The sequence below is a fragment of the Pseudonocardia sp. TMWB2A genome (assembly GCF_017312135.1).
The window spans coordinates 1,168,147-1,192,993 of the sequence record NZ_QKQY01000002.1; the positions used below are offsets into that span (position 1 = coordinate 1,168,147).

Sequence of the window (24,847 nt, forward strand, 5' to 3'; positions counted from 1 at the left end):
AACCATGGCATCCGAGGAGATCGTCGGCACCACCTCCGGACCGGTGCGCGGCGTCCGCACCGGCGACGTCGTCCGGTTCCGGTCCGTGCCCTACGCGGCACCGCCGGTGGGCCCGCTGCGCTACGCAGCCCCGGCCGCCGCCCCGGTGTGGGAGGGGGTCCGCGACGCCTCGGGCCCGCCCGGCCCGAACGCCCCGCAGCCGCCGCGCATGATCGCGGGCGGCCTGGACATGAGCCCGGTGATCGGCACCGGGCGGCGGCCCGGCGAGGACTTCCTGACCGTCGACGTGTGGACCCCCGACCCCGGCGCGGGCGGGCTGCCGGTGCTGGTGTTCCTGCACGGCGGCGCGTTCGTCGCGGGTGAGTCCTCGGCCCCCGCCTACGACGGGGCCGTGCTCGCGGCGGGCGGCGCCGTGCTGGTCGCGGCGAACTACCGGCTCGGTGCGGAGGGGTTCCTGCCGCTCGGGGGCGGCGCGACGAACGTCGGGCTCCGCGACCAGCTGGCGGCGCTGGAGTGGGTGCGCGACAACGCGGCCGCCTTCGGCGGGGACCCGGACCTGGTCACCGTGGTCGGCGAGTCGGCGGGGGCGATGAGCATCGGCCTGCTGCTGGCCTCGCCGCGCTCGGCCGGGCTGTTCCGCCGCGCGGTGGTGCAGTCCGGGGGCGCCGAGATGTGCCGGTCCGCGCCGGAGCGGGCGGCCCCGCTGGCCGCGGTGCTGGCCGCCGAGCTCGGCGTCGCGCCCACGGCGGATGCCTTCCGGTCCGTCCCGGTCGACGACGTCATGGCCGCACAGGCCCGGGTGGACCTGCCCGGCCGCCGCGGCGACCTGCGCGAGCCCGACGGCGGCGACCCCGGCTTCGGCCTGGCCGGGTTCCTCCCGGTCCTCGGCGACGACCTGCTGCCCGCCGACCCGCTCGCCGCGCTGCGCGCCGGGGCGTCGGCCGGCGTCGACCTGCTCGCCGGGAGCAACGCCGAGGAGATGAACCTCTACCTCGTCCCGACCGGGGTGCTCGACGCGCTCACCGAGGACCAGGCACGGGGCGCGCTCGCCGCCGTCGCACCGCAGGTGACGCTGCCCGGCGGCGGCACCCCCGGCGAGCGCTACGCCCGCGCCATGACCGAGCTGGTGTTCGCCGGACCGACACGGCGGCTGCTCGACGCGCACACCGGACGCCGGTTCGGCTACCTGTTCGCGCACCGCTCCGACGCCTGCGACGGCCGGCTCGGCGCGGCACACGCGACCGAGCTGCCCTACGTGTTCGGGACGCTGGACTCCGCGTCCGGCCCGTCCGGGCTCGCCGGGCACCACCCGTCGGCGGAGCTGTCGGAGCGGATGCGCGCGACGTGGCTGCGGTTCGCGGCCACCGGGGACCCCGGATGGTCCACCTGGGACCCGGCCGCACCGGTGCACCGCCGCTTCGACGGCCCCGGCGACGCCGACGAGCCCGCGGGCTGAGCCCGCCCCGACCCCGGGGCGCCGGGAGGGGCCGTCTACGGTCGCCGCCGTGGACACGAGCGAGCGGGTCGGCCGGTACGTGCGGATGGTGGCCCTGGAGGGACAGGGGACCGAGCTGGCGGGCGCGCTGCTCCGCGTCGCCGACGACATGGCCGCCCAGCCCGGCTGCCTCGCCTACGTCGTGAACGCCACCCCCGACGAGCCCGACGTCGTCTGGGTCACCGAGATGTGGTCCGACGCCGCGTCGTCGGAGGCGGCGCTGAGCCGCGACATCGGCGAGAGCGGCCTGGGCGACGTGCTGGCGCTGCTCACCGCCCCGCCGGACTACATCGAGGTCACCCCGCTCGGCGGGCCCGGCCTGGCCGGCCTGCCCGGCTGAGCGCCGGGCCGGCCGGGCCGGCTCAGTCGCGCTGCTCGGAGCGCTCCTTGCGGGCGCGCAGCGACCCGGCGTGGGCGGTCATCGACGGGTCGCCCTTGGTCTTGACGAGGCTGGCGACGGTGACGACCGCGAGGATCCCCAGGATCACGACCAGGCTGACCATGGTCGGGATCTCGGGCACGGCCGGCGAGATGTCGACGTGGAGCCAGTGCAGGATCAGCTTCACGCCGATGAACGCGAGGATGACCGCGAGCCCGGCCGACAGGTAGACCAGCCGGTCCAGCAGGCCCTTGACCAGGAAGAACAGCGCCCGCAGGCCGAGCAGCGCGAAGGCGTTGGCGGTGAAGACGATGAACGCCTCCTGGGTCACGCCGAACACCGCGGGGATCGAGTCGAGGGCGAACAGCAGGTCGATGCCGCCGATCGAGACCAGCACGATGAACATCGGGGTCGCGACCCGGCGGCCGTTGTCCCGGGTGAACAGCTTCCCGCCGTCGTACTCCTCGGTGACCGGGAAGAGCCTGCGCGCGCCCCTCACGACCATGTTGTCCTCGATGTCGGGGTCCTCGTCCTTGTGCCGGTAGAGCTGCACGGCGGTCCACAGGAGCAGCAGACCGAAGACCAGGAACATGAACGAGAACAGGTTCAGCAGCGTCGCCCCGACCGCGATGAAGATCGCGCGCATGATCAGGGCGAGCACGATGCCGAAGGTCAGCACCTTGTGCTGGTGCTCCTCCGGCACCGCGAACGTCGTCATGATCACGACGAAGACGAACAGGTTGTCGACCGACAGGCTCTTCTCGACGATGTAGCCCGTGAAGTACTGGGTTCCGAAGTCCCAGCCGTGGATCGTCGCGAACACCAGTCCGAACGCGATCGCGACCAGGATGTAGAACACCGACCAGGCGGTGGCCTCCTTGAATCCCACCCGGTGCGGCCGCAGCCAGCCCAGGACGAGGTCGAACGCGAGCAGCGCGATGATCACGCCGATCGTGACGGCCCATTCGAGACCGCTGATCTCGAGCACCGGGGGTCCTCCTGCAGGTCACCGCACCGACCACGGCGGTCGGTTGCGGAGCGCACCATATCGGGCAGTCAGGACACCGCGCCCGTCCTGGGGCCGGGCGCGGGCCGTGATCAGCCCTTCGGACGCGCCGCGAAGACCCCCTCGGCGGGGAACGCCCCGTTCGCCAGGGCCGTCCGGACGAACGCCCCGCCGAGCTCGCCGAGCCGCGTGGCCCCGTCGGCGCCGAGCGCGGACCACGGGGCGGCACCGAGACGGTGGGTGTCGTTCTCGATCCGCTTGCGCAGCGCCGTGCCCTCCTCGGTCAGGACCGGTTCGACGGCGTCGTCCCCGGCCGTGTCGGCCGGCTGCAGCAGGCCGCGGTCCGCGAGTCCGGCGACGGCGGCGTTCCACTCGGCGGCCGACCAGCCGCGGCTGCCGCGGGCGAAGGCCACGGTGAACCCGGTGCCCGTCGCGGTCGCGGTGACCAGCGCCTCCAGCCCGGACAGCCCGGCCTCGACCAGCAGCGCGATGTGCCCGTCGCCGCGGTGCTCGCGCAGGATCGACAGCGCGTGCCAGAGGACCAGGTGCGGCGCGGTCGGCCAGGGCACGTCGAGGTGGCCGGCGGCGAGCGGGCGCCCGTCGGGGGTGACGGCCCCGGCCGCGGTCCGGGCCAGCCCGGCGGCCTCGGCCATCTCGGGCGAGGCGACGGCGTCGTCGCCCAGGGTGCGGCGCAGCGAGGCGTCGGCGACGGCGAACCGCACGTCGAGCAGATCCGGTGCGGACACCAGCTCCCAGGCCCGCGGGACCGACCTCGCGACCAGGCGCGGGGAGAAGTTGTAGAACGTCGCGGTGACCACCGAGGCTCCGACCGCGCCCATCGGTGCGGCCCGCGGGGCGAAGTAGCTCATCCGACCCGGCTCCAGCCCGGCGGCGGTGTAGGCCGGTTCGCCCTCGGGGGCGAAGTAGACCTGGGAGTGCAGCGGTTCCAGCCCGCGGGCGAGGCGCCCGGCGGCCACGGCGGCGTCGTTCATGGCCGCGACGCTAGTCGGGCGGGTCAGAGGATGCCGGGCAGCACGAGCAGTGCCCAGGCCAGCAGCGGACCGACCAGCACGACGACGCCGGCGTAGGCGAGCATCTGCCGGTAGAAGCGGTCCCGGTCGACGTCGGCGGGCGCGTTGGCGAGCACCAGCGCCCCGTTCGTGGAGAACGGGCTGACGTCGACGACGGTCGCGGCCACCGCGAGCGCCGCCACCATCCCGACCGCGGACACCTCGCCCTGCTGCAGGAACGGCAGGGCCAGCGGGATCGCGACACCGAGGATCGCCACCGAGGACGCGAACGCCGAGAGCACGCCGCCGACGTAGCAGAGCAGCAGCGCCGCGAGCAGCGGTGCGCCGATCCCGCTGATCCCCGAGGAGACCAGGTCGACCGCGCCGGCCTCCAGGAGCACGCCGACGTAGGTGACGACACCGCAGATCAGCAGGACGGTGGACCAGGAGATCTTCCCGACGACGTCCGGGCGGCGCGGGGCGGCTAGCCGCAGCACGATCGCGACGGCGAGCGCGACGACGCCGACGTCCCAGCCGAACGCGGCCGAGCCGACGGCCATGAGCGCGATGCCGGCCAGCGTGATGCCCTGCTCCAGCCCGACCCGGCCGACGACCGGGGCCTCGGTCACGGTGCCGGTCGCGGCGCCGCTCCCGGTCCCGGTCCCGGCGTCCCCGGCGGGGGCGGCGTCGTCGCCCGGTGCCTCGACCGGGTCGACCGTGCGCCCGACGAGCGACCGGCCGCCGAGCACCAGGAAGATCCCGACGGCGATCACGACGTTGACCACGAGCGGGGTCAGGAACAGCGCGATCGGGTCGCTGGGCAGGCCCACGGTCGCCATCGTCGAGTTCACGAACGCGCCGTAGACGGTGATCGGCGAGAACGCCCCGCCGAGCGCGCCGTGCACGACCATCATGCCCATGAGCAGCAGGTTGATGCCGTAGCGCCGGGCGAAGGGCATCGCCAGCGGCGCGACGATCGCGACCGCGAACAACGCCCCGAGCGCCGAGAGCCCGCAGGAGATCGCGAAGAACACGAACGGCGCGAGCACCAATCGTCCGCGGACGGCCCGCATCGCCCAGTGGACCAGCAGGTCGACGGTGCCGTTGGCCGTCGCCAGCGCGAACAGGTAGGTCAGCCCGACGAGCAGCAGGAACAGGTCTCCGGGGAAGCCCGCGAGGACGTCGTCGAGGCTCAGCCCCAGCACGCCGATCCCGACCGCGGCCGCGGCGAGGAACCCCAGTGCGCCGAGGTTGACCGGCATCGTCGTGGCGATCACGAACATGACCACCAGCACGGCGATCGCGATGATCTCGGGCCCCATCGGCCTCGCTCCTCGGTGTCGACCGGCCCGGACGGCGGTGACCGGGCCGGTCGACACCGTGACAGATCGCCCACATCGTGAGCAAGCCACCACATCGCGACTTTCCGTCGTCCGGTCGACCGCAGACAGCCGATCGCGACTGTGAAGCATCGCGCCGCGTTCCAGGCCGTCCGGCCCGCCGAGCTGGTAGGTGGACCCGGTGACCGCCGATCCCCCGCCTCCGATGGAGGACTCCCTCTTCGGAAACCCTTCACGGCGTGAACGGTTCTCCGGCCACCACCCCCGCTCGAGCCCCGACTCCGACTCCGGCTGTCCGGACGGCACCACCGAGCCGGAGTGGACTCCCCGAGATGGTTCATCGCATGAAGTGTTTCCACCGACATGGGGCCTCGACCCCGACCAGGTCGACCGCGTCGTCGCGCTCGGGACACTCCTCCCCCGCTGGGAGCTGACCGCGCTCTACCGGCTCCGCGTGGTCGCAGCACGCCTCGACCTCACCCTGAACGAGCTCCTCGTGGTCGCCGAGCTGCTGGTACGGGACCGGACCCTCAGCGGGGCGGAGATCGCCGGGATCGTCGGCCTCGGGGCACCGGCCGTCACCGCGATCCTCGCGCGACTCGAGGAGCGTGATCTCGTCCACCGCGATCCGGACCCGCACGACGCTCGACGCCAGGTCGTCGCCGCCTCGCCGGAGGCACGGACGATGCTGCACCGCGCCCTCCACGACCACGACACCCGACACCTCCTCGACGGTCTGTCGGCCGAGGCGGCGGACGGGGTGCTCGTCGCCGTGGGGCGGGCGGCCGACCACGGTCTGCGCCGGGTGCAGCGTGACCGCGACCGCTGGGCGGACGAGCGGATCCGGCGGTCCCGCCTGGACGCACCGCGGGCGTGAGCCTCAGTCCGGGCGCGCCCACCCCGTGCTCCGCTGCACCGCCCGCTTCCAGTTGTCGTGCTCGCGGCGGCGCAGGCCGGGGTCCATCGTCGGCTCCCAGGCGGCCGCCCGGTGCCAGTTGCGGCGCAGCACCTCCGGATCCGGCCAGTAGCCGACGGCCAGGCCGGCCGCGTAGGCCGCGCCGAGCGACACCGCCTCCGACCCGAGGGGGCGTTCCACCGTGAGGTCCAGGACGTCGGCGACGCACTGCATGAGCAGGTGGTTCGCGGTCATGCCGCCGTCGACCTTCAGGCGGGTGACGGGCAGGCCGGAGTCGGCGTTCATCGCGTCGAGCACCTCGCGGGTCTGCCACGCGGTCGCCTCCAGCACCGCGCGGGCGAGGTGGCCGCGATGGATGTAGGAGGTCAGGCCGACGATCACGCCGCGGGCGTCGGGGTACCAGTGCGGGGCGTAGAGACCGGAGAAGGCGGGGACGACGTAGCAGCCGCCGTTGTCCGGGACGGTCAGTGCGAGCGTCTCGATCCGGGCCGCCGTGGAGATCATGCCCAGCGCGTCGCGGAACCACTGCACCAGCGAGCCGGTCATCGCGATGGAGCCCTCGAGCGCGTAGACCGGGTGGTCGCCGAACAGGTAGCCGACGGTCGGGATCAGGCCGGCCTCGGAGCCGGCGATGCGGGAGCCGGTGTTCTTCAGCAGGAACGCGCCCGTGCCGTAAGTGCACTTCGCCTCGCCGGGTGCGAAGCAGGTCTGGCCCACCAGCGCCGCCTGCTGGTCGCCGAGGGCACCGGCGACCGGCACCCCGTCGAGCAGACCGGAGCACCGGCCGTAGACGCGGGCGTTCGGCACGATGGTCGGCAGCATCCCCCGCGGCACCCGCAGCGCCGAGCACAGCGCGTCGGACCACTCCAGCGTGCGCAGGTCCATCAGCATCGTGCGGCTGGCGTTGGTGACGTCGGTGACGTGCACGCCGCCGTCGGGGCCGCCGGTGAGGTTCCAGATCAGCCAGGACTCCATCGTCCCGAACAGGACCTCGCCGCGTTCGGCGCCGTCGCGCGCGCCCGGCACGTGGTCGAGCAGCCACTGCAGCCGCGGGCCCGCGAAGTACGTCGCCGGGCCGAGCCCGCTGACCCGGGCCCAGCGGGCGGCGTCGGTGTCGGCGGCGAGACCGGCGACGATGTCGGTGGTCCGGGTGTCCTGCCAGGTGATCGCCCTCGCGAGGGGGACCCCGGTGCGCCGGTTCCAGATGACCGTCGTCTCGCGCTGGTTGGCGATGCCGAGCGCGACGACGTTCTCCGGCCCCAGCCCGGCCCGGCGCAGTGCCGCGGGCACCACCCGGGTCACCGCCCGCCAGATCTCCGACGCGTCGTGCTCGGCGCGGCCCGGGCTCGGGAAGTGCTGCCGGTGCTCGCGCTGGGCGACCGCGACCATCCGGCCCGAGCGGGTGAACAGCAGGCAGCGCGTCGACGTCGTCCCCTGGTCGATCGCGGCGACCACCCGCTCCCCCGACGACAGGCCGCTCACGTCAGTCCCTCCAGCCCGTCGGCGATCTCGGCGGCCGCGGCGACGAGCTCGACGACGGCCTCCGGGCGGGCGCGGCCGTCCGCGGCGAACAGCTCCTCGACGGGGGCACCGATCCCCAGCGCCGCGACGGTCAGCCCGCCCCCGCTGCGGACCGGCACCGCGAGCCCGCCGACGCCCGGCTCCCAGCCGCCGGCGTCGGCCGCCCAGCCGCGCCGCCGCATCGCGGTGATCTCGCGGGTCAGCGCCGCCGGGTCGGTCACGGTCGCCCGGGTGTAGGTCTCCAGCGGCTCGACCGCCCGCACCGACGCCGGCGCGAACGCCAGCAGGCACCGCCCCCACGCCGTCGCGTGTAACGGCTGGGTGGTGTTGGTCCGCAGCCGCTGCGGCGTGTCGTCGGGCCGGAACACGTGGTGCACCACGTCGACCCCGGCCCCGTCGGCGGACGGCACGCCCAGGTACACCGCGCAGCCGGTGCCCGCCGCCAGCGCGTCGGCCCAGTTCATCGCCCGGGCGCGCAGGTCGTGCCGGTCCCACGGGGTGCCCAGCCGCCCCAGCCCCTCGCCCAGCAGGTAGCGGCCCGACGACGACTCCTGCGCCACCAGCCCCTCCTCGCGGAGGGTGCGCAGCAGACCGTGCGCCGTCGGGCGCGGCAGGTCCAGGGCCGCCGCCAGCTCGGCCAGCGCCAGCGGGCGCCCCGCGCCGCCGAGCAGCCGCAGCAGCGCCGCCGCCCGCTCCACCGACTGGATCGCCCGTGCCACGCAGCGATCGTAGGCCGTCCGGACGCTCCGCGGACTGGATCATGGACCGATCGACCCGCAACGTTCGGCATCGTCGAACGATCCTCGTTGCCCGCGACCGCGCGCGCTCCTAGCGTCCTACGTCACACGGCGGGGCCGCCCGGTCCCGTGAGGGGGACTCACCAGGAGGGGGTTCGATGACGAGCTCCGAGAACACCGCGGCCGATCCCGCACCCGCGGCACGGACCACACGGGCGACCCCGGCGGCCGCCGCCAAGGCGCCGTCGCTGATCGGCGAGCTGAGCGCCGAGTTCGCCGGGACGATGATCCTGATCCTGTTCGGCGTCGGCGTCGTCGCACAGGTCGTCACCACGCCCGACGGCTCGAAGGGCGCCTACGACTCGATCGCCTGGGCCTGGGGCTTCGGCGTGATGCTGGGCGTCTACGTGGCGGGCCGGATCTCCGGCGCCCACCTGAACCCGGCCGTCACGCTGGCCTTCGCCGTCTACGAGGGCTTCCCGTGGCGGAAGGTCGCGCCGTTCGTACTGGCCCAGACCCTCGGTGCGTTCGTCGCCGCGCTGATCGTCCGGTTCGTCTACGCCGACTTCATCCGCTCGGTCGACCCGAACCTGACCGACACCCAGGGCATCTTCTCGACCTCGCCGGGCGACCCGACGACGATCACGACGGCGTTCTTCGACCAGGTCGTCGGCACCGCGATCCTGGTGTTCGTGATCTTCGCGCTGGTCCACCCGCGCAACAAGGGCCCGCTGTCCAACATGGCTCCGTTCATGATCGGCATCCTGGTCGTGGGCATCGGCATGGCCTGGGGCGCGAACGCCGGCTACGCCATCAACCCGGCCCGCGACTTCGGCCCGCGCCTGGCATCGTGGATCACCGGGTACGAGACCGCGTGGGTCACCGGTGACGGCACGCCGTACTGGTGGCTGCCGATCGTCGCGCCGCTGGTCGGCGCCCTCGTCGGCGGCGGCCTGTTCAAGCTGCTGATCGACCGCTACATCCCCGTCGAGGACGCTCCGCAGGAGGTCGGCGACGTGCGCTGACCGCACCCGCCCCCACCCCCGAACCACCCGCTCGAGACACACAGGAGAACTCATGGCCGAGTTCGTCGGCGCCGTCGACCAGGGCACCACCTCCAGCCGCTTCATGATCTTCGACCACAGCGGCAACGAGGTGGGTCGCCACCAGCTGGAGCACGAGCAGATCCTGCCGCAGGCCGGCTGGGTCGAGCACGACCCGATCGAGATCATCGAGCGCACCAACACCTGCCTGCAGCAGGCGCTCACCAAGACCGGACTGTCCGCGTCCGACCTGGTCGCGCTGGGCATCACCAACCAGCGTGAGACCACCGTCGTGTGGAACCGGCGCACCGGGCGCCCGTACTACAACGCGATCGTCTGGCAGGACACCCGCACCGACCGGATCGCGACCGCACTCGACCGCGACGGCCGCGGTGACGTCATCCGCCGCAAGGCCGGTCTCCCGCCCGCCACCTACTTCTCCGGCGGCAAGATCCAGTGGATCCTGGAGAACGTCGACGGCGTCCGCGAGGCCGCCGAGAACGGCGACGCGGTCTTCGGCAACACCGACACCTGGGTCATCTGGAACCTCACCGGCGGCACCAACGGCGGGCTGCACGTCACCGACGTGACCAACGCCAGCCGCACCATGCTGATGGACCTCGAGAGCCTCGACTGGGACGACGAGCTGCTCGGCTTCTTCGGCATCCCGCGGCAGATGCTGCCGGAGATCAAGCCGTCGTCGTCGGCGACCGCGTTCGGGAAGACCCTCGCGAACGGCCCCCTCGGCGGCGAGGTCCCCATCACCGGTGACCTGGGCGACCAGCAGGCGGCGACCGTCGGCCAGGTCTGCTTCGCCCCCGGCGAGGCCAAGAACACCTACGGCACCGGCAACTTCATGCTGCTCAACACCGGCACCGAGCTGGTCCGCTCGGAGTCCGGCCTGCTCACCACGATGTGCTATCAGTTCGAGGGCGAGCGTCCGGTCTACGCGCTGGAGGGCTCCATCGCGGTCACCGGCTCGGCCGTGCAGTGGCTGCGCGACCAGCTCGGCATAATCTCCGGCGCCTCGCAGTCGGAGTCGCTGGCCCGCCAGGTCGAGGACAACGGCGGCGTGTACTTCGTCCCGGCGTTCTCCGGCCTGTTCGCGCCGTACTGGCGTTCCGACGCCCGCGGCGCGATCGTCGGCCTGTCCCGGTTCAACACCAACGCGCACCTGGCCCGGGCCACGCTGGAGGCGATCTGCTACCAGTCCCGCGACGTCAGCGACGCCATGACCAAGGACTCCGGGGTGACCCTGGAGACGCTGAAGGTCGACGGCGGCGTCACCCAGAACGAGCTGTGCATGCAGATCCAGGCCGACGTGCTGGGCGTCCCGGTCTCGCGGCCCGTCGTCGCCGAGACCACCGCGCTCGGTGCGGCCTACGCGGCCGGGCTGGCCGTCGGGTTCTGGAAGAACACCGACGAGTTGCGGGAGAACTGGAACGAGGCCCGGCGCTGGGAGCCGACCTGGTCCGAGGAGCAGCGCAACGAGGGCTACGGCCGCTGGAAGAAGGCCGTCGAGCGGACCCTGGACTGGGTCGACGTCCAGTAGGACCACCCGCCCGGTGTCGCCCTCACCACACGTGGGGGCGACACCGGGCACACCCGCGATCGGACGGGTGTTCAACGGGTAGTCCCCCGGCGGGACAGCACGAGCACGAACCACTCAGGAAGGTCTGATCATGAAATCGGTGGCGCTCTCCCCGGAGGCCCGTACCACGGCGCTGCAGGCGATGGGCGACCGCGAACTGGACGTGCTGGTCGTCGGCGGTGGCGTCGTCGGCGCCGGTGCCGCCCTCGACGCGGCCACCCGTGGTCTGTCGACCGGGCTGGTCGAGGCCCGCGACTTCGCGTCCGGCACGTCGAGCCGTTCCTCCAAGCTCATCCACGGCGGCCTGCGCTACCTGGAGATGCTCGACTTCCGCCTGGTGGCCGAGGCGCTGCAGGAGCGGGGGCTGCTGATCCAGACCCTCGCGCCGCACCTCGTCCGCCCGGTGCCGTTCGTCTACCCGCTCAAGCACCACGTGTGGGAGCGCTTCTACGCCGGTGCCGGCGTCGCGCTCTACGACTCGCTCGGGCTGCTGTCCGGCCGGGCCCGCGGCCTGCCCCACCACCGGCACCTCACCCGTCGCGGCGCCCGCAAGGTCGTGCCGTCGCTGCGCAAGGACGCCCTGGTCGGGGCCCTGGAGTACTACGACGCCCAGGTCGACGACGCCCGCCACACCATGGAGATCGCCCGTACCGCGGCCGCCTATGGCGCGCACGTGGCGACCCGCGCCCGCGTCGTCGGGCTGCTGAAGGACTCCGGCCGCGTGATCGGCGCGACCGTGCAGGACCTGGAGTCCGGCGACCGGTTCGACGTCCGCGCCAAGGAGGTCATCAACGCCACCGGGGTGTGGACCGACGACACCCAGGGCCTCGCCGGCGAGCGCGGCCAGTTCAAGGTGCGTGCGTCCAAGGGCATCCACCTGGTCGTCCCGCGCGACCGGATTCGCGGCGACGCCGGGCTGATCCTGCGCACCGAGAAGTCGGTGCTGTTCGTCATCCCGTGGGGCCGGCACTGGATCATCGGCACCACCGACACCGACTGGGACCTGGACAAGGCGCACCCGGCGGCGAGCGCGGCCGACATCGAGTACCTGCTCGCGCACGTCAACGAGGTGCTGGAGCAGCCGCTGACCCACGAGGACGTCGAGGGCGTCTACGCCGGCCTGCGCCCGCTGCTGCACGGCGAGTCCGAGGCGACCTCGAAGCTGTCCCGTGAGCACGCCGTCGCCACCCCGGTTCCCGGGCTGGTCGTCGTGGCCGGGGGCAAGTACACGACCTATCGCGTGATGGCCAAGGACGCCGTCGACGCGGCCGTGCACTCGCTCGACGCGAAGGTGCCCGCCTCCTGCACCGAGAAGGTCCCGCTGCTCGGCGCGGAGGGCTTCACGGCGCTGCGCAACTCGACCCACCAGCTCGCCGCGCGCAGCGGGCTGCACCCGGTGCGGATCGAGCACCTGCTCGGCCGGTACGGCTCGCTGATCGACGAGGTTCTCGACCTCCTCATCGCCGACCCGACCCTGGCCGAGCCGCTCACCGGCGCCGAGGACTACCTGCGGGCCGAGGTCGTCTACGGCGCCTCGCACGAGGGAGCGCGGCACCTGGAGGACATCCTCGCCCGCCGCACCCGGATCTCGATCGAGACCTTCGACCGGGGCGTGGGTGCCGCCGAGGAGACCGCGAAGCTGGTCGCCCCGGTGCTCGGCTGGAACGACGAGCAGATCGCCCGCGAGGTCGACCACTACGTCAAGCGGGTCGAGGCCGAGCGGGAGAGCCAGAAGATGCCCGACGACGCCACCGCCGACGCCGCCCGCCTCGGCGCGCCGGACGTGGTGCCGGTCAGCGGCTGAGCACCGCCGCCACCCCGTGAGCGAACCCGAGCGGACCCCGGACGGCCGGTACATCGTCGTCCGGGGCCGCCGGTGGCGCGCCACCGATCCGACGATCCCCGACGACGTGCGGTCCGCGCTGCAGCAGCACCTCGGGAAGGCCCGCGCCGAGGTCGGGGCCGGTAGGCGGACCGGCGACGACGACCGCGTCGCCGCCGCCCGGACGCGGGTGTCCGCGGCCAAGCACGGCCTCGGCGAGCGCGGCACCCCCTGGTGGGACCTGGACGACGACGCCCGCCGGGAGCGCTGGGAGACCGCGCTGCACGATCTCGACGACTGATTCCGGAGACGCCCCTGATCGAGGACCGGATCCGTCCGCGATCGGTCCTATCGTCGTTCCCGTCGGACCGGGACGGACCCGGTCCGCGGACCCCGAGAGGCGGCCCCGGAATGAACGCCACCGACGAGAAGCAGGCCCTGACCGGCGAGCGTGCCGAGCTGATCGCCACCCTGGAGCGGCACCGCGGCTTCCTGCTGCAGACCGCCGACGGGCTGACCGAGGAGCAGGCGCGCACCCGCAGCACGGTGAGTGCGCTGACGATCGCCTCGCTGCTCAAGCACGTCGCGGACACCGAGGAGCAGTGGTTCCGCTTCGCCGTCGAGGGCGCCGCCGCGTTCGGTGACGTCGAGGTCTACAACGAGTCCGTCGACTGGGGCGCCGTCGACGCCGAGGCCGACGCGAACGGCGGTGACTGGTCCGCCTCCGGCGAGGAGTGGGTGGACACCCGGTTCGTCCTGGCCGACCACGAGACCCTGGAGTACCTGCGGGCCCGGGTCGAGCAGGTCGCCGCGCGCACCGAGGAGGTGCTGCGGACCGCGGACCTGGACGCGGCGCACGCCCTGCCGGTCGCGCCGTGGTTCGAGCCGAACACGTCCTGGTCGGTGCGCCGGGTCGCGATCCACATGCTCGCCGAGACCAGCCAGCACGCCGGGCACGCCGACATCATCCGCGAGGCGATCGACGGCGCGCGGACGATGGGCTGAGCCCGGGCCCGGTGCTCCGGACGACCCGCACGAACGGCGCCGAACGGATCCCGGGCGGGTTCGACGCAGTCGTGCCGACCCGCCCACCGTCCCTTCCACGGCGGTCCGGAGCGGCGCAGGATGACGCCGTGACCTGCTCCCCCGCGGCCCGACGGTGACGGCCGCCGCGCTGCTGCCGCCGCTGACGGCGCTCCGGCTGTTCACGACGTGGCGGTTCGCGCCCCTCCTGCTCGGGGCGAGTGCCACGGCGGCCGCGGGCTACACGGTCGCCGCCCGGGGCCGTCCAGGATGGCCGCGGGGCCGTGCCGTCGCGTTCGGCGCCGGGCTGGTCGTCGCCGTACTGGCCGGGTCGTCGTTCGTCGGGGTGTACGACGACACGCTGTTCTGGGTGCGCGCCGTGCAGAACCTGCTGCTGCTCATGGTGGTGCCGATGCTGCTCGCGCTCGGTGCGCCGCTGACGCTGCTGGCGGCGGGCGTGCCGGAGGACCGTCGCCCGGCCTGGCGACGGGTGCTGCGCTCCCGGGTCGCGCGGGTGCTGACCGGCCCGTTCGCGGCGACCGTGCTGCTCGTCGCGCCCCTGATGGTCGTCTACCTCACCCCGCTCTACGCCATGACCCTGCGCGACGGCGTCGTGTCCGGTGCCGTCGGAACCGGCCTCGTGGCCTGCGGGTTCGTCTACTTCTGGACCCGGCTGCGGATCGACCCGACACCCGCGTCGACGCCGTACCCGGTGACCCTGGTGCTGACGATCGCCGAGATGGTCGGCGACGCCGTGCTCGGGATCGTGCTGTGGCTGGGCCCGGCCGTCGCGGCGGCGTACTACCTGGGGCTGCACCGCGGCTGGGGCCCGGACCCGCACACCGACCAGGTGCTCGGCGCCGGGGTGCTGTGGATCGGCGGCGACGTGGTCGGGCTGCCGTTCCTCGGGGTCGTGCTGTGGCTGTTCTCCCGGGAGGACGCACGCCGGGCCCGCGCGACCGACGCCGAGGTCGACGCCGCCGAGACCCCGGCTCCTGCGTCCGGCCCGGAATCCGGAGCCGACGCCGCGCCCGCCCCGTCCCGGCTGTGGTGGCAGGACGACCCGCAGCTCGCCGACCGCTTCCGGCCCCGGACCTGACCGGGCCCGGCCGCGGGGCCGGGGTTACGTTGCGGCGGTGGCGGACCGGGTGAGCATCGCAGACATCGAGACGGCGGCGGAGCGGATCGCCGGGGGCGTGGTGCGCACCCCGACCGTCCCCTCCCCCGGGCTGTCCGCGGCCCTCGGCGCGCCCGTGCTGCTCAAGCTGGAGCACCTGCAGCGGGCCGGGTCGTTCAAGCCGCGCGGGGTGCTGGCCAAGCTCGCGTCGCTGACCGACGTCGAGCGCGCCGCGGGCGTCGTCGCGGTGTCGGGCGGCAACCACGGGCTCGCCGTCGCCGAGGTCGCGGGCGCCGCGGGGGTGGACGCGGTCGTCGTCATGCCGCGCACCGCGCCGGCCCGGTCGGTCGCCGCGGCCCGCGCCGCCGGTGCCGACGTGCGGCTCACCGACGACATCGCGGCCGCGTTCACGCAGGCCGGGGAGCTGCAGCGGGCCGGGCGGACGCTGGTGCACCCGTTCGACGACCCGGTGATCGTCGCCGCGCAGGGCACCGTGGGGCTGGAGCTGGCCCGCGACGCGGTCGCCCTCGGCGAGCCGCCGACCGACGTGCTGGTCTCCATCGGCGGCGGGGCGCTGATCTCCGGGGTCGCCACGGCCGTCCACGCCCTGCTGCCCGGCACCCGGGTGTGGGGTGTGGAGACCGTCGGTGCCGAGGCGATGTCCGCCGCCCTGGCCGCGGGCGGCCCGACGCCCGTCACGATCTCGTCGGCGATCACCACGCTGTCCGCGCCGTCGGCGTCGCAGCTGACCTACGACCACGTCCGCGCGCTGGTGCACGAGGTCCTCGTCGTCGACGACGCCGAGGCCTGCCGCGGCACCCTCGCCCTCGCCGAGCACGCGGGGATCTGGGCCGAGCCGGCCGCGGGCTGTCTGGTCCCGGCCGCCCGCCGGATCGTGGAGTGGCACCCGGACGCCCGGCTCGCCCTGGTCGTCTGCGGCGGCAACGCCGACGTCGCCGACGTGGTCCGCGCCGCGGCGCAGCCGTGATCACCGGTTGTGGAGCGCAGCGTCCGCGAGGCGGGCGTGATGCTCCACAACCGGCGATCACCGCGGGATGACCGGATGCGGCCGGGGCGTTGGCCCGGATGTGGAGCGGACCGGGGTCGTGGTGATCGGCGCGGGCCAGGCGGGCCTGTCGGCGGCGGCCGGGCTGCGGCGCGGCGGGCTGGAGCCGGGCCCCGGCTTCGTCGTGCTCGACGGCGAGGACGGCCCCGGCGGCGCGTGGCGGCACCGCTGGCCGACCCTGCGGATGCGCACGGTGAACGGCATCCACGACGTCGCCGGGGTCCGCTCCGGCTTCGACGACCCGGGCGCCGACCCGGACCTGCCCGCGCGGGACGCCGTCCCGGCCTACTTCGGGCGCATCGAACGCGAGCTGGACCTGCGGGTCGTGCGCCCGGTGCACGTCCGCCGGGTGTCCGACGCCGGCGGGCCGCCGGACGTCGACACCGACGGACCGCTGGCGGTCGACACCGACCGCGGCACCTGGGTCGCCGACCACCTGATCAACGCCACCGGCACCTGGACCCGCCCGTTCGTGCCCGCCTACCCGGGCCTCGCGACGTTCCGCGGCACGAGCCTGCACGCCCGTGGGTACCCGGGTCCCGAGGCCATGGCCGGCCGGCGGGTCGTCGTGGTCGGCGGCGGGATCACCGCGGTGCAGCTGCTGCTGGAGATCGCCCCGTACGCCGCCGCGACGACCTGGGTCACCCGCCGGGAGCCCGAGTGGCACGACGGGCCGTTCGGGCCCGGGCAGGGGCGCGCCGCCGTCGCCCGGGTCGAGGAGCGGGTCCGGGCCGGGCTGCCACCCCGCAGCGTCGTCGGTGTGACCGGGCTGGGGCTCACGCCCGGGGTGCGGGCCGGGATCGCGAGCGGGGTGCTGGCCCGCAGGCCGATGTTCGCCCGGGTCGTGCCGGACGGGGTGGAGTGGTCCGACGGCACCCGCGAGCCCGCGGACGTGCTGCTGTGGGCGACCGGCTGGCGGCCCGCGCTGGGCCACCTCGCCCCGCTGCGGCTGCGCGGACCGGGCGGCGGGATCGTCATGGGCGCCCCGCTGGACACCGGCGTCGTCGCCGACCCGCGGGTGCACCTGGTCGGCTACGGCCCCTCGGCGAGCACGATCGGCGCCGACCGGGCCGGTCGCGCCGCGGCGCGCGCGGTCCTGGAGCGACTACCCGTCGCGGCCGGCGCCTGAGTCGGCGGCCTCCCGGCCGAGCAGCCGGTACTCCCGGATCACCATCACGATGATCGCGATGTCGAGCGCGGCGAGGAACGGCAGCACGATGGAGTGCGTGTGCCAGGCGTGGACCAGCTCGTACACGACGAACACCGCGAGGATCACCACCGCGGGCGGGTAGGCGGGGCGCCAGCGGGTCAGCAGCGCCGCGACCAGGCCGAGCTTGAGCACGCCGTGCAGCCCGAGGTAGACGATGACGAAGGTGCGGTCCCCGCCGGCGAAGCGGTCGACGCCCTCGGTCAGGTGCCGGGCCAGGGTGCCGTCCGGCGGTCCGATCAGGTCGCGGGCGAGGATCTGCGCGACGACCCGGTGCAGCCAGTCCCCCGACACCAGCACCAGCGCGACGGCGCCCAGCAGCTCCGCGGCCCCGTCGATGCCCTTCACGACCAGGGCGACACGGAACAGCTGCTCGGTCCGGCGGGCCGAGGTCGTCGTCGCCGTCGGTCCGGCGGTCACCGGGTGATCCCGGTGTGGCCGAGGGAGTAGCGGCCGGGCTGCGGCCACACGCACAGCCCGTGCGGGCCGTCGCCGACCGGGATCCGCCGGATCAGGTGCCCGTCGTCGGTGGAGAGCACGTACACCTCCCGGTCGTAGCGCCCGGACAACCACAGGGTCCGGCCGTCGGCCGAGACGTTACCCATGTCGGGACTCGCCTTCCCGGGGATCCGCCAGAGCGCCTTCGTCGCGCCGGTGCGGGAGTCCAGCACCGAGACGCTGCCGTCGTGCCGGTTGGTGACGTAGAGGTCGCGGGCGTCGCGGGAGAGGTAGAGCCCGTGCGCGCCGGCGCCGGTCGGGATCTCGCGCAGCACGCGGGTGGCGGCGCCGTCGAGCACCCAGACGCCGTTCTCCTCGGAGTCGGCGATGTAGAACACCGAGCCGTCCGGGGCGAGCTTGATGTCCTGCGGGCCCATCATGGTGTGCCGCACCGGCATGTCGACCATCCGCAGCAGCCGTCGTCCCGGGATGTCGACGACGGCGACGCGGCCGGCGAACTCGCAGGTGAACACCGCGGTCCGGCCGTCGGGGGTGAAGTCGGCGTGGTCGATGCCCGCGCAGTCCGGGGTCGGGATCTCGGTCTGGCGGGCCCAGGTGTGCGGGTCGTAGAAGTCCAGCTTCCGGCGGGCCTCCGCGACCGAGATCGCCGAGGCCCCGTCCGGGGTGAAGTACATGTTGTAGGGGTCCTCGACCGGGATGTTCCGGCCCGGCAGCCCGGTGCGCGGGTCGAACGGGGTGATCTTGTTCGTGGTGTCGTCGGTGGCGTAGAGGGTCTGCATGTCCCACGCCGGGACCACGTGCTGCAGCTCCCCGCCGAGGCGGTAGGTGCCGACGGTGGCGAAGGCCGCCGGGTCGATCACCCGGACCTCCCCCGACTTCGTGTGCGGGACGTAGACCAGCGGCTTCGCCGCACGGGCGGCGTCGGAGAGCATGTTCGCGCCGGCGGCCGCGTCGACGTTGCCGGGGTCGGTCACCGGGGGCATGCCGGGCAGCCCGGCCTGCTCCGGCGCGGCCTGCGCGGCCGACGGGGCCGGGGACGCCCCGGGGGTCGTCGGCGCGGGGCCGGAGCAGCCCGCCGCGAGCGCGGCGAGGGCCAGCAGGACGTACAGCGGGCGGCGCACGGGTTCCCTCCGGGGTGGGCGGGTCATGCCGGGGCCAGCAGGCGGGTCGCGGTGACCGCGCGCAGGCCGCGGGCGTCGAGGTCGTCGAGGACGGCGGGGAGCGCGGCGAGCGTGCCGGGGTGGCCCAGGTGCATGCTCACGACGCTGCCGGGCCCGGCCGTCCGCACCCGGGCGGCGACGGCGGCCGGTCCGGGGTCGGTGAAGTCGCGGGAGTCGACGTCGTAGGACAGGGTCACCGGGTAGCCCGCGTCGGCGGCGAGGCGGCGCAGCAGCGGGGTCGCGTGCTGGGCCTGCGAGGGCCGGAAGAACGCCCCGGGCCCGCCGGTGGCCGCCGCGATCACGTCCCGGCAGCGCTCGATCTCGACGCGGGCGGCGGCCTCGCCGAGGCCGTCGACGTCGCCGTGGGACCAGGTGTGGTTGCCGATCTCGTGGCCGAGCCCGGTGACGATCCGGGCGGCGTCGGGGCTGTCGGCGAGCCAGGTCCCGACGGCGAGCACGGTCACCGCGGCGCCCCGGTCGTGCAGCAGCGTGAGCACCCGGCGGGCCAGGTCGAGCTCGCCGGCGCCGTGGAAGGTGAGCGCCAGCTCGGGGCGCCCGGTGCCGGCGTGCGCGACCTCGGTCCCGGCCGGGTCCGGGGCGGGCGTGGTGGTCGGCGGAGCGGACGGGGTGCCGGTCACCGGGGACGGCGGCGGGGATGCCGCGGTGCCCGTGGAGCACCCGCCCGTCGCCGCCAGCAGGGCTGCGGCGGCCGCCGCGCGCAGCACCTCGCGCCGGGTCGTCCCGGCGGACGGCTCCACCCCTCGCCACCTCACGCCGCGGACTGTAGACCCCGCCCGACCTGGGAATTCCTTTACCCGAGGGAGGATCGGGACGGACCGGACGAGCCGGGCGAGACCGTGGCGCGAACGCGCACCGGAGAGCTACAGTTATTAGCGATGCTCAACAAATCGGGACCGGCCGACCGGTACAAGTGGGTCGCACTGTCGAACACCACGATGGGCGTGCTGATCGTGACGATCAACATGTCGATCCTGCTGATCGCGCTGCCGGACATCTTCCGCGGCATCGGGATCGACCCGCTGGCGCCGGACAACATCGACTACCTGCTGTGGCTGATCATGGGGTACCTGGTCGTCACGGCGGTGCTGGTCGTGAGCTTCGGCCGGCTCGGCGACATGTACGGCCGTACCCGCATGTACAACCTGGGCTTCGCCGTCTTCACGGTGTTCTCGGTGCTGCTGGCCGCCACCTGGATGCAGGGCGACGCCGGCGCGGTCTGGCTGATCACCATGCGGGTGCTGCAGGGCGTCGGCGGGGCGCTGCTGCTCGCCAACTCGACCGCGATCCTCACCGACGCGTTCCCGGTCCACCAGCGCGGGCTCGCGCTCGGGATCAACTCCGTCGCGGCGATCGCCGGCTCGTTCCTCGGGCTGGTCGTCGGCGGGGTGCTCGCCCCGGTGAACTGGCACCTGGTGTTCCTGGTGTCGGTCCCGGTCGGGGTGTTCGGCACGATCTGGGCCTACGCCCGGCTCCGCGACACCGGCGCCCGCCGCGCGGCGCGGATCGACTGGTGGGGCAACCTGACGTTCGCGGTCGGGCTCGTCGCCGTCCTGATGGGCATCACCTATGGCATCCAGCCCTACGGCGACGACGTCATGGGCTGGACCAGCCCGCTCGTCCTCGGCCTGATCCTCGGCGGGATCGCGGTGCTGGCGCTGTTCACCTGGATCGAGCGCCGGGTGCCCGAGCCGATGTTCCACGTCTCGCTGTTCTCGATCCGCGCGTTCACCGCGGGCAACATCGCGAGCCTGCTGGCCGCGCTCGGCCGCGGCGGGCTGCAGTTCATCCTGATCATCTGGCTGCAGGGCATCTGGCTGCCCGAGCACGGCTTCCCGTTCGAGACGACGCCGCTGTGGGCGGGCATCTACATGGTCCCGCTGACGATCGGGTTCCTCGTCGCCGGACCGGTGTCGGGCATCCTGTCCGACCGCTACGGCGCCCGCGCCTTCGCCACGGTCGGGATGCTCGGCGCGGCCGCGACGTTCCTCGCGCTGCTGGCGCTGCCGGTCGACTTCGACTACCGGGCGTTCGCGCTGCTGCTGGCGCTCAACGGCCTGGCGATGGGCCTGTTCAGCTCCCCGAACCGGGCGGCGATCATGAACTCGCTGCCCGCGCACCAGCGGGGCGCCGGGGCCGGCATGACCTCGACCTTCCAGAACGCGGCGACGGTGCTGTCGATCGGGGTGTTCTTCTCGCTGCTCATCGCGGGCCTGTCGACGACGCTGCCCACGTCGCTGCACGACGGGCTCATGGCCCAGGGCGTGCCGGAGCTCGCGGCGGACCGGGTCGCGGCGCTGCCGCCGGTCGGGATCCTGTTCGCGGCGCTGCTGGGCTACAACCCGATCGCGACGCTGCTCGGCCCGCAGGTCCTCGGCGCGCTGGCGCCCGCGCAGTCGGCGTACCTGACCGGGCGGGAGTTCTTCCCGCAGCTGATCTCCGGCCCGTTCGCCGACGGGCTGACCTTCGCCCTCGGCTTCGCCGCCGTCGCCTGCCTGGTCGCCGCGGTGGCGAGCGCGCTGCGCGGCGGGAAGTACCACCACGTCGACGACGAGGCCGACGTGGTGGCCCCGGTCCCCGCCCGGACCTGACCCCCGGGGCCGGGCGGGGACCGCGGGCGTCAGTCCGCGGCGACCTCGCTGCCGTCCTGGCTCCAGCGGGTGTGGAACTTGCCGTCGGCGTCGGTGCGCGCGTAGGTGTGCGCCCCGAAGTAGTCGCGCAGCCCCTGGATCAGGTTGGCCGGGCCGCGCTCGCGGCGGTAGCCGTCGTAGTAGGACAGGCTGGAGGAGAACGCGGGGATCGCCACGCCCTGCTCGGTCGCGGTCACCACGACCCGGCGCCACGCGTCCTGTGCGTTCGCGACGGCCTCGGTGAAGTACGGGACCATCAGCAGGTTGTCCAGGTCCGGGTGGGACTCGTAGGCCTCGGTGATCCGGTTGAGGAACTGGGCGCGGATGATGCAGCCGCCGCGCCAGATCCGGGCCATCGCGCCGAGGTCGAGGTCCCAGTCGTTGGCCTGCGAGGCGGCACGCATCTGTGCGAAGCCCTGGGCGTAGGCGACGACCTTGGACGCGTAGAGGGCCTGGCGGATGTCCTCGACGAGCTCGTCGCGGTTCTTCCCCGAGCCCGGGGTCGGGCCGCCCAGCGTGGTCGAGGCCTCCCGGCGCTCGTCGCGCAGGTTGGACAGCGTGCGGGCGAACACGGCCTCGGTGATGCCGGTCAGCGGGACGCCGAGGTCGAGCGCGTCGATGGCCGTCCAGCGGCCGGTGCCCTTCTGCTCGGCCTGGTCGACGATCACGTCGACGAGCGGCTTCCCGGTCCTCTCGTCGGTCTTGGCCAGCACGATGCCGGTGATCTCGATGAGGAAGGACTCGAGGTCGCCCGAGTTCCACTCCTCGAAGATCTTGCCGATCTCCGGCGCGGACAGCCCGGCGACGTGCGTGAGCAGGTCGTAGGCCTCGGCGATGAGCTGGATGTCGGCGTACTCGATGCCGTTGTGCACCATCTTCACGTAGTGCCCGGCGCCGCCGGGGCCGACGTGGGTGCAGCACGGGGTGCCGTCGACGTTCGCGGCGATCGCGGTGAGGATCTCCTCGACCTCGCCGTAGGCCTCCTGCGGGCCGCCGGGCATGATGCTCGGCCCGTTGAGGGCGCCCTCCTCGCCGCCGGACACGCCGATGCCCATGAAGCGCAGCCCGCGCTCCTCGCAGTACGCGGCACGGCGGTCGGTGTCGGGGAAGTGCGAGTTGCCGGCGTCGATGATGATGTCGCCCCGGTCGAGCAGCGGGGCCAGCTCGTCGATGACGGCGTCGACCGGCTTGCCCGCCTTCACCATGACGACGATCTTGCGCGGGGTCTCCAGCGCGTCGACGAACTCCTGCAGCGACTCGGTGCCGGTGAAGGCACCCTCGTCGCCGTAGTCCTTCATGAACTCGGTCGTCTTCGAGGTGGTGCGGTTGTGCACCGCCACCGGGAAACCACGGCGGGCCATGTTGCGGGCGAGGTTCGCCCCCATCACCGCCAGCCCGGTGACCCCGATCCGGCTCTTCTCCGCCATCAGTGCTTCCTCCGTGTCGTTCGGACGCCGCTGTACCCGACCCATCCTGGCCCGCGGCCCCCGGCAGCGCAGCGAGGAGCGCGTGTCCCCTCGGTCACCCTGCGAGGAAGTCGGCGAGCAGGGCGCTCGCGGTCTCCGGCGCCTCCTCCGGGATCCAGTGCCCGCAGCCCTCGACGAGCTCGAAGCGGAAGTCGTCGACGTACGCCGAGGACCCCCGCATCTGCCCCTCGGTGAGCGCGAGGTCGCCGTCGCTCCACACCCCCATCGTCGGCACCGTGATCCGCGGGGGCTGCGGGATCGTGGTGGGCACGAACGTCGCCGGGTCGATGTTGGCGCGGTACCAGTTCAGCGACGCCGTCAGGGCGCCCGGCCGGGACAGGTCGGCGAGCTGGCGGACGGCCATCGGGTGCCCCTCGGGCAGGGTCGCGTGCAGCCAGCCGCGCAGGAACTGCCAGTCGTCGGCCGGGACGACCTGCTCGGCGACGCCGGGGAACTGGAACCAGAGCATGTACCAGGACATCGCCTTCTGCCGGAACCCCGCGGTGGCGAACGCGGCCGGGTGCCCGACGGAGAACGCGGCGTAGCGGGTCACCCGCGGCGAGGCGAGGGTGAGGGCCCAGCCGAGCGAGGCGCCCCAGTCGTGCCCGGCGAGGGCGAACCGGTCGATCCCGAGAGCGTCGGCGACGCCGAGGACGTCGGCGACCAGGGCCCGCATCCGGTAGTGCTCGACCTCGGCGGGCCGGTCGGAGTCCCCGAAGCCGCGCAGGTCCGGGACGACGACGCGGTGCCCGGCCCCGGCGAGCGCGGCGGCCTGGTGGGTCCACAGGGCGGCCCGGTCCGGCCAGCCGTGCAGCAGCAGGACGGGGCTGCCGTCGCCGCCGGTGTCGTGCACGGACAGGGTGATCTCGGGCAGGGTCGTGCCGGGGACGGTGATCCGCTGCGGGGCCGGGAGCGTCATGGGCCGACCGTATCCCCGATTCCCGCCCGCTGGGACGCCGCGCACGGCGGGACCGCCGGTGGGGTGACACTGGCCCGATGGTCCGCCTCTCCCCCGACACGGACCGGGACGGCCGGGCCGTGCCGGTGGGCGTGATCGGCCTGGTCGGCGGTGTCGTCGGCGGGCTGATCGGCGGCGGCAGCGGGGTGCTGTTCGTGCCCGCGCTCGACCGGTTCACCGCGATGTCGCGGGCCCGGATCCACGGCTCGTCGACGATCGCGAACATCGGGGTCTGCGTCGCCGGTGCGGCCGCCTACGCGCTCGGCGGCGGGACGCTGGACCTGCGGACCGGCGCCGGGCTGATCGTCGGCGGCACGGTCGGCGGGTGGATCGGGCCGAAGCTGCTGGCGCGCGCCTCGGAGACGCTGCTGCGGGTGCTGCTGGTGGCCGTGCTGGTGCTGACGGCGGCGAAGCTGCTCGTCGACGCGCTGGGCGTGCCGCTGCTCGGCGGGGCGGTGGTGCCGGCGTCACTGGTCGCCGATCCCTGGTTCCTGTACCCGACGGCGACGGTGGTCGGCCTGGTCATCGGGGCCTGGGCGGGTGCGATGGGACTCGGCGGCGGACTGCTCGCGGTTCCGGCGATGGTGCTGCTGTTCGGCACGGACCTGCACGTCGCGGCCGGGACCTCGCTGCTGATGTTCATCCCGAACTCGATCGTCGGGACGGTCGCGCACCTGCGTCAGGGCACCGCGTCCGGGAAGTGGGGCACGGTGCTGGCGGTGACCGCCGCGCCGGGCACGGTGGCGGGCGCGTTCCTCGGCCTGGCGCTCAACGCGGTCGTGCTGGGGCTGGTGTTCGGCACGTTCGCGACGGCGATGGCGGTGCGCGAGACCGTCGGGCTGGTCCGCCGACGACGGGAATGAGTGCGCAGGGAACCGGGGGC

At 74.0% G+C, this 24,847-nt stretch carries 23 protein-coding genes; 13 read left to right on the forward strand and 10 right to left on the reverse strand.

The window, feature by feature from the left end; genetic code table 11:
* Nucleotides 1-4 precede the first annotated feature (4 nt).
* Nucleotides 5-1,456, forward strand: coding sequence for a carboxylesterase/lipase family protein (locus DMP17_RS19885; RefSeq protein ID WP_337830277.1), 1,452 nt, complete (start codon nt 5-7; stop codon nt 1,454-1,456).
* A gap of 49 nt (nt 1,457-1,505) precedes the next feature.
* A complete protein-coding gene (locus tag DMP17_RS19890; protein ID WP_020623433.1) occupies nt 1,506-1,835 on the forward strand; it encodes a putative quinol monooxygenase in 330 nt (109 codons plus the stop codon).
* Nucleotides 1,836-1,857: 22 nt separating this feature from the next.
* Here the strand turns inward: DMP17_RS19890 and DMP17_RS19895 are convergent, their stop codons facing one another.
* The 3 genes from DMP17_RS19895 to DMP17_RS19905 all read right to left on the reverse strand — a co-directional run bounded on the left by DMP17_RS19895 (nt 1,858) and on the right by DMP17_RS19905 (nt 5,212).
* Nucleotides 1,858-2,862 carry a TerC family protein gene (locus tag DMP17_RS19895; RefSeq protein ID WP_226355614.1) on the reverse strand — a complete coding sequence of 335 codons (1,005 nt, stop codon included), beginning with the start codon at nt 2,860-2,862 and terminating at the stop codon, nt 1,858-1,860.
* Nucleotides 2,863-2,972: 110 nt separating this feature from the next.
* Complete coding sequence (locus DMP17_RS19900; RefSeq protein ID WP_337830278.1) at nt 2,973-3,872, reverse strand: SCO6745 family protein; 900 nt, start codon at nt 3,870-3,872, stop codon at nt 2,973-2,975.
* Between the two features lie 23 nt (nt 3,873-3,895).
* Nucleotides 3,896-5,212, reverse strand: a complete 1,317-nt coding sequence (locus DMP17_RS19905) for an SLC13 family permease (RefSeq protein WP_337830279.1) — start codon at nt 5,210-5,212, stop codon at nt 3,896-3,898.
* Between the two features lie 367 nt (nt 5,213-5,579).
* Between DMP17_RS19905 and DMP17_RS19910 the strand changes: the two genes are divergently transcribed.
* Nucleotides 5,580-6,107 (forward strand): MarR family winged helix-turn-helix transcriptional regulator, encoded by a 528-nt coding sequence (locus tag DMP17_RS19910; protein ID WP_337830280.1) that lies wholly within the window; start codon nt 5,580-5,582, stop codon nt 6,105-6,107.
* 3 nt (nt 6,108-6,110) lie between these two features.
* Here the strand turns inward: DMP17_RS19910 and glpK (DMP17_RS19915) are convergent, their stop codons facing one another.
* Nucleotides 6,111-7,628: a glycerol kinase GlpK gene (gene glpK, locus DMP17_RS19915; RefSeq protein ID WP_226355608.1), complete on the reverse strand. Its 1,518-nt coding sequence runs from the start codon at nt 7,626-7,628 to the stop codon at nt 6,111-6,113.
* A complete protein-coding gene (locus tag DMP17_RS19920; RefSeq protein ID WP_226355607.1) occupies nt 7,625-8,386 on the reverse strand; it encodes an IclR family transcriptional regulator in 762 nt (253 codons plus the stop codon). Before DMP17_RS19920 ends, glpK (DMP17_RS19915) begins: the two co-directional genes overlap by 4 nt.
* Nucleotides 8,387-8,688: 302 nt before the next feature.
* Between DMP17_RS19920 and DMP17_RS19925 the strand changes: the two genes are divergently transcribed.
* The 8 genes from DMP17_RS19925 to DMP17_RS19960 all read left to right on the forward strand — a co-directional run bounded on the left by DMP17_RS19925 (nt 8,689) and on the right by DMP17_RS19960 (nt 17,195).
* Nucleotides 8,689-9,429, forward strand: coding sequence for an MIP/aquaporin family protein (locus tag DMP17_RS19925; protein ID WP_374203678.1), 741 nt, complete (start codon nt 8,689-8,691; stop codon nt 9,427-9,429).
* Between the two features lie 52 nt (nt 9,430-9,481).
* Entirely contained in the window at nt 9,482-10,999 is a 1,518-nt protein-coding gene (glpK, locus tag DMP17_RS19930; protein WP_226355606.1) for a glycerol kinase GlpK, read from the forward strand.
* A gap of 130 nt (nt 11,000-11,129) precedes the next feature.
* Nucleotides 11,130-12,842, forward strand: a complete 1,713-nt coding sequence (locus DMP17_RS19935) for a glycerol-3-phosphate dehydrogenase/oxidase (protein WP_226350901.1) — start codon at nt 11,130-11,132, stop codon at nt 12,840-12,842.
* A gap of 16 nt (nt 12,843-12,858) precedes the next feature.
* A complete protein-coding gene (locus DMP17_RS19940; RefSeq protein ID WP_337830282.1) occupies nt 12,859-13,161 on the forward strand; it encodes a hypothetical protein in 303 nt (100 codons plus the stop codon).
* 110 nt (nt 13,162-13,271) lie between these two features.
* Entirely contained in the window at nt 13,272-13,865 is a 594-nt protein-coding gene (locus DMP17_RS19945) for a DinB family protein (RefSeq protein ID WP_337830283.1), read from the forward strand.
* 154 nt (nt 13,866-14,019) lie between these two features.
* On the forward strand, nt 14,020-14,982 hold the full coding sequence (locus DMP17_RS19950) for a cytochrome c oxidase assembly protein (RefSeq protein ID WP_337830284.1): 963 nt from the start codon (nt 14,020-14,022) through the stop codon (nt 14,980-14,982).
* Between the two features lie 49 nt (nt 14,983-15,031).
* On the forward strand, nt 15,032-15,988 hold the full coding sequence (locus DMP17_RS19955) for a pyridoxal-phosphate dependent enzyme (protein ID WP_226350897.1): 957 nt from the start codon (nt 15,032-15,034) through the stop codon (nt 15,986-15,988).
* Between the two features lie 67 nt (nt 15,989-16,055).
* Nucleotides 16,056-17,195, forward strand: a complete 1,140-nt coding sequence (locus DMP17_RS19960) for a flavin-containing monooxygenase (protein ID WP_337830285.1) — start codon at nt 16,056-16,058, stop codon at nt 17,193-17,195.
* On the opposite strand, the gene DMP17_RS19965 is transcribed toward DMP17_RS19960, so the two are convergent.
* The 3 genes from DMP17_RS19965 to DMP17_RS19975 are packed head-to-tail and all read right to left on the reverse strand — an operon-like array spanning nt 17,172 to nt 19,665.
* Complete coding sequence (locus DMP17_RS19965; protein WP_337830286.1) at nt 17,172-17,693, reverse strand: DUF2127 domain-containing protein; 522 nt, start codon at nt 17,691-17,693, stop codon at nt 17,172-17,174. The two genes, DMP17_RS19960 and DMP17_RS19965, sit on opposite strands and share 24 nt — an antisense overlap.
* Nucleotides 17,690-18,853, reverse strand: coding sequence for a YncE family protein (locus tag DMP17_RS19970; protein WP_337830287.1), 1,164 nt, complete (start codon nt 18,851-18,853; stop codon nt 17,690-17,692). The genes DMP17_RS19965 and DMP17_RS19970 overlap by 4 nt, the downstream gene beginning before the upstream one ends.
* 23 nt (nt 18,854-18,876) lie before the next feature.
* Nucleotides 18,877-19,665 (reverse strand): polysaccharide deacetylase family protein, encoded by a 789-nt coding sequence (locus DMP17_RS19975; protein WP_226350893.1) that lies wholly within the window; start codon nt 19,663-19,665, stop codon nt 18,877-18,879.
* Between the two features lie 123 nt (nt 19,666-19,788).
* Here DMP17_RS19975 and DMP17_RS19980 point away from each other — a divergent pair, with 123 nt between their 5' ends.
* Nucleotides 19,789-21,501: an MFS transporter gene (locus DMP17_RS19980; protein WP_226350892.1), complete on the forward strand. Its 1,713-nt coding sequence runs from the start codon at nt 19,789-19,791 to the stop codon at nt 21,499-21,501.
* Between the two features lie 29 nt (nt 21,502-21,530).
* On the opposite strand, the gene gndA is transcribed toward DMP17_RS19980, so the two are convergent.
* Both gndA and DMP17_RS19990 read right to left on the reverse strand, forming a co-directional pair.
* Complete coding sequence (gene gndA / locus DMP17_RS19985; protein WP_337830288.1) at nt 21,531-22,967, reverse strand: NADP-dependent phosphogluconate dehydrogenase; 1,437 nt, start codon at nt 22,965-22,967, stop codon at nt 21,531-21,533.
* A gap of 94 nt (nt 22,968-23,061) precedes the next feature.
* A complete protein-coding gene (locus DMP17_RS19990; RefSeq protein WP_226350890.1) occupies nt 23,062-23,925 on the reverse strand; it encodes an alpha/beta fold hydrolase in 864 nt (287 codons plus the stop codon).
* A gap of 77 nt (nt 23,926-24,002) precedes the next feature.
* On the opposite strand from DMP17_RS19990, the gene DMP17_RS19995 reads away from it, so the two are divergent.
* On the forward strand, nt 24,003-24,827 hold the full coding sequence (locus DMP17_RS19995; RefSeq protein WP_337830289.1) for a sulfite exporter TauE/SafE family protein: 825 nt from the start codon (nt 24,003-24,005) through the stop codon (nt 24,825-24,827).
* The last annotated feature ends 20 nt before the right edge of the window (nt 24,828-24,847 follow it).

Excerpts from the sequence above, each read along its gene's own strand:
- DMP17_RS19990 (WP_226350890.1), bottom strand. The coding sequence starts at position 23,925 with ATGACGCTCCCGGCCCCGCAGCGGATCACCGTCCCCGGCACGACCCTG.
- DMP17_RS19935 (WP_226350901.1), top strand. The coding sequence starts at position 11,130 with ATGAAATCGGTGGCGCTCTCCCCGGAGGCCCGTACCACGGCGCTGCAG.
- DMP17_RS19925 (WP_374203678.1), top strand. The coding sequence starts at position 8,689 with ATGATCCTGATCCTGTTCGGCGTCGGCGTCGTCGCACAGGTCGTCACC.
- DMP17_RS19960 (WP_337830285.1), top strand. The coding sequence starts at position 16,056 with ATGACCGGATGCGGCCGGGGCGTTGGCCCGGATGTGGAGCGGACCGGG.
- DMP17_RS19905 (WP_337830279.1), bottom strand. The coding sequence starts at position 5,212 with ATGGGGCCCGAGATCATCGCGATCGCCGTGCTGGTGGTCATGTTCGTG.
- gndA (WP_337830288.1), bottom strand. The coding sequence starts at position 22,967 with ATGGCGGAGAAGAGCCGGATCGGGGTCACCGGGCTGGCGGTGATGGGG.
- glpK (WP_226355606.1), top strand. The coding sequence starts at position 9,482 with ATGGCCGAGTTCGTCGGCGCCGTCGACCAGGGCACCACCTCCAGCCGC.
- DMP17_RS19900 (WP_337830278.1), bottom strand. The coding sequence starts at position 3,872 with ATGAACGACGCCGCCGTGGCCGCCGGGCGCCTCGCCCGCGGGCTGGAA.
- DMP17_RS19945 (WP_337830283.1), top strand. The coding sequence starts at position 13,272 with ATGAACGCCACCGACGAGAAGCAGGCCCTGACCGGCGAGCGTGCCGAG.
- DMP17_RS19885 (WP_337830277.1), top strand. The coding sequence starts at position 5 with ATGGCATCCGAGGAGATCGTCGGCACCACCTCCGGACCGGTGCGCGGC.
- DMP17_RS19980 (WP_226350892.1), top strand. The coding sequence starts at position 19,789 with ATGCTCAACAAATCGGGACCGGCCGACCGGTACAAGTGGGTCGCACTG.
- DMP17_RS19995 (WP_337830289.1), top strand. The coding sequence starts at position 24,003 with ATGGTCCGCCTCTCCCCCGACACGGACCGGGACGGCCGGGCCGTGCCG.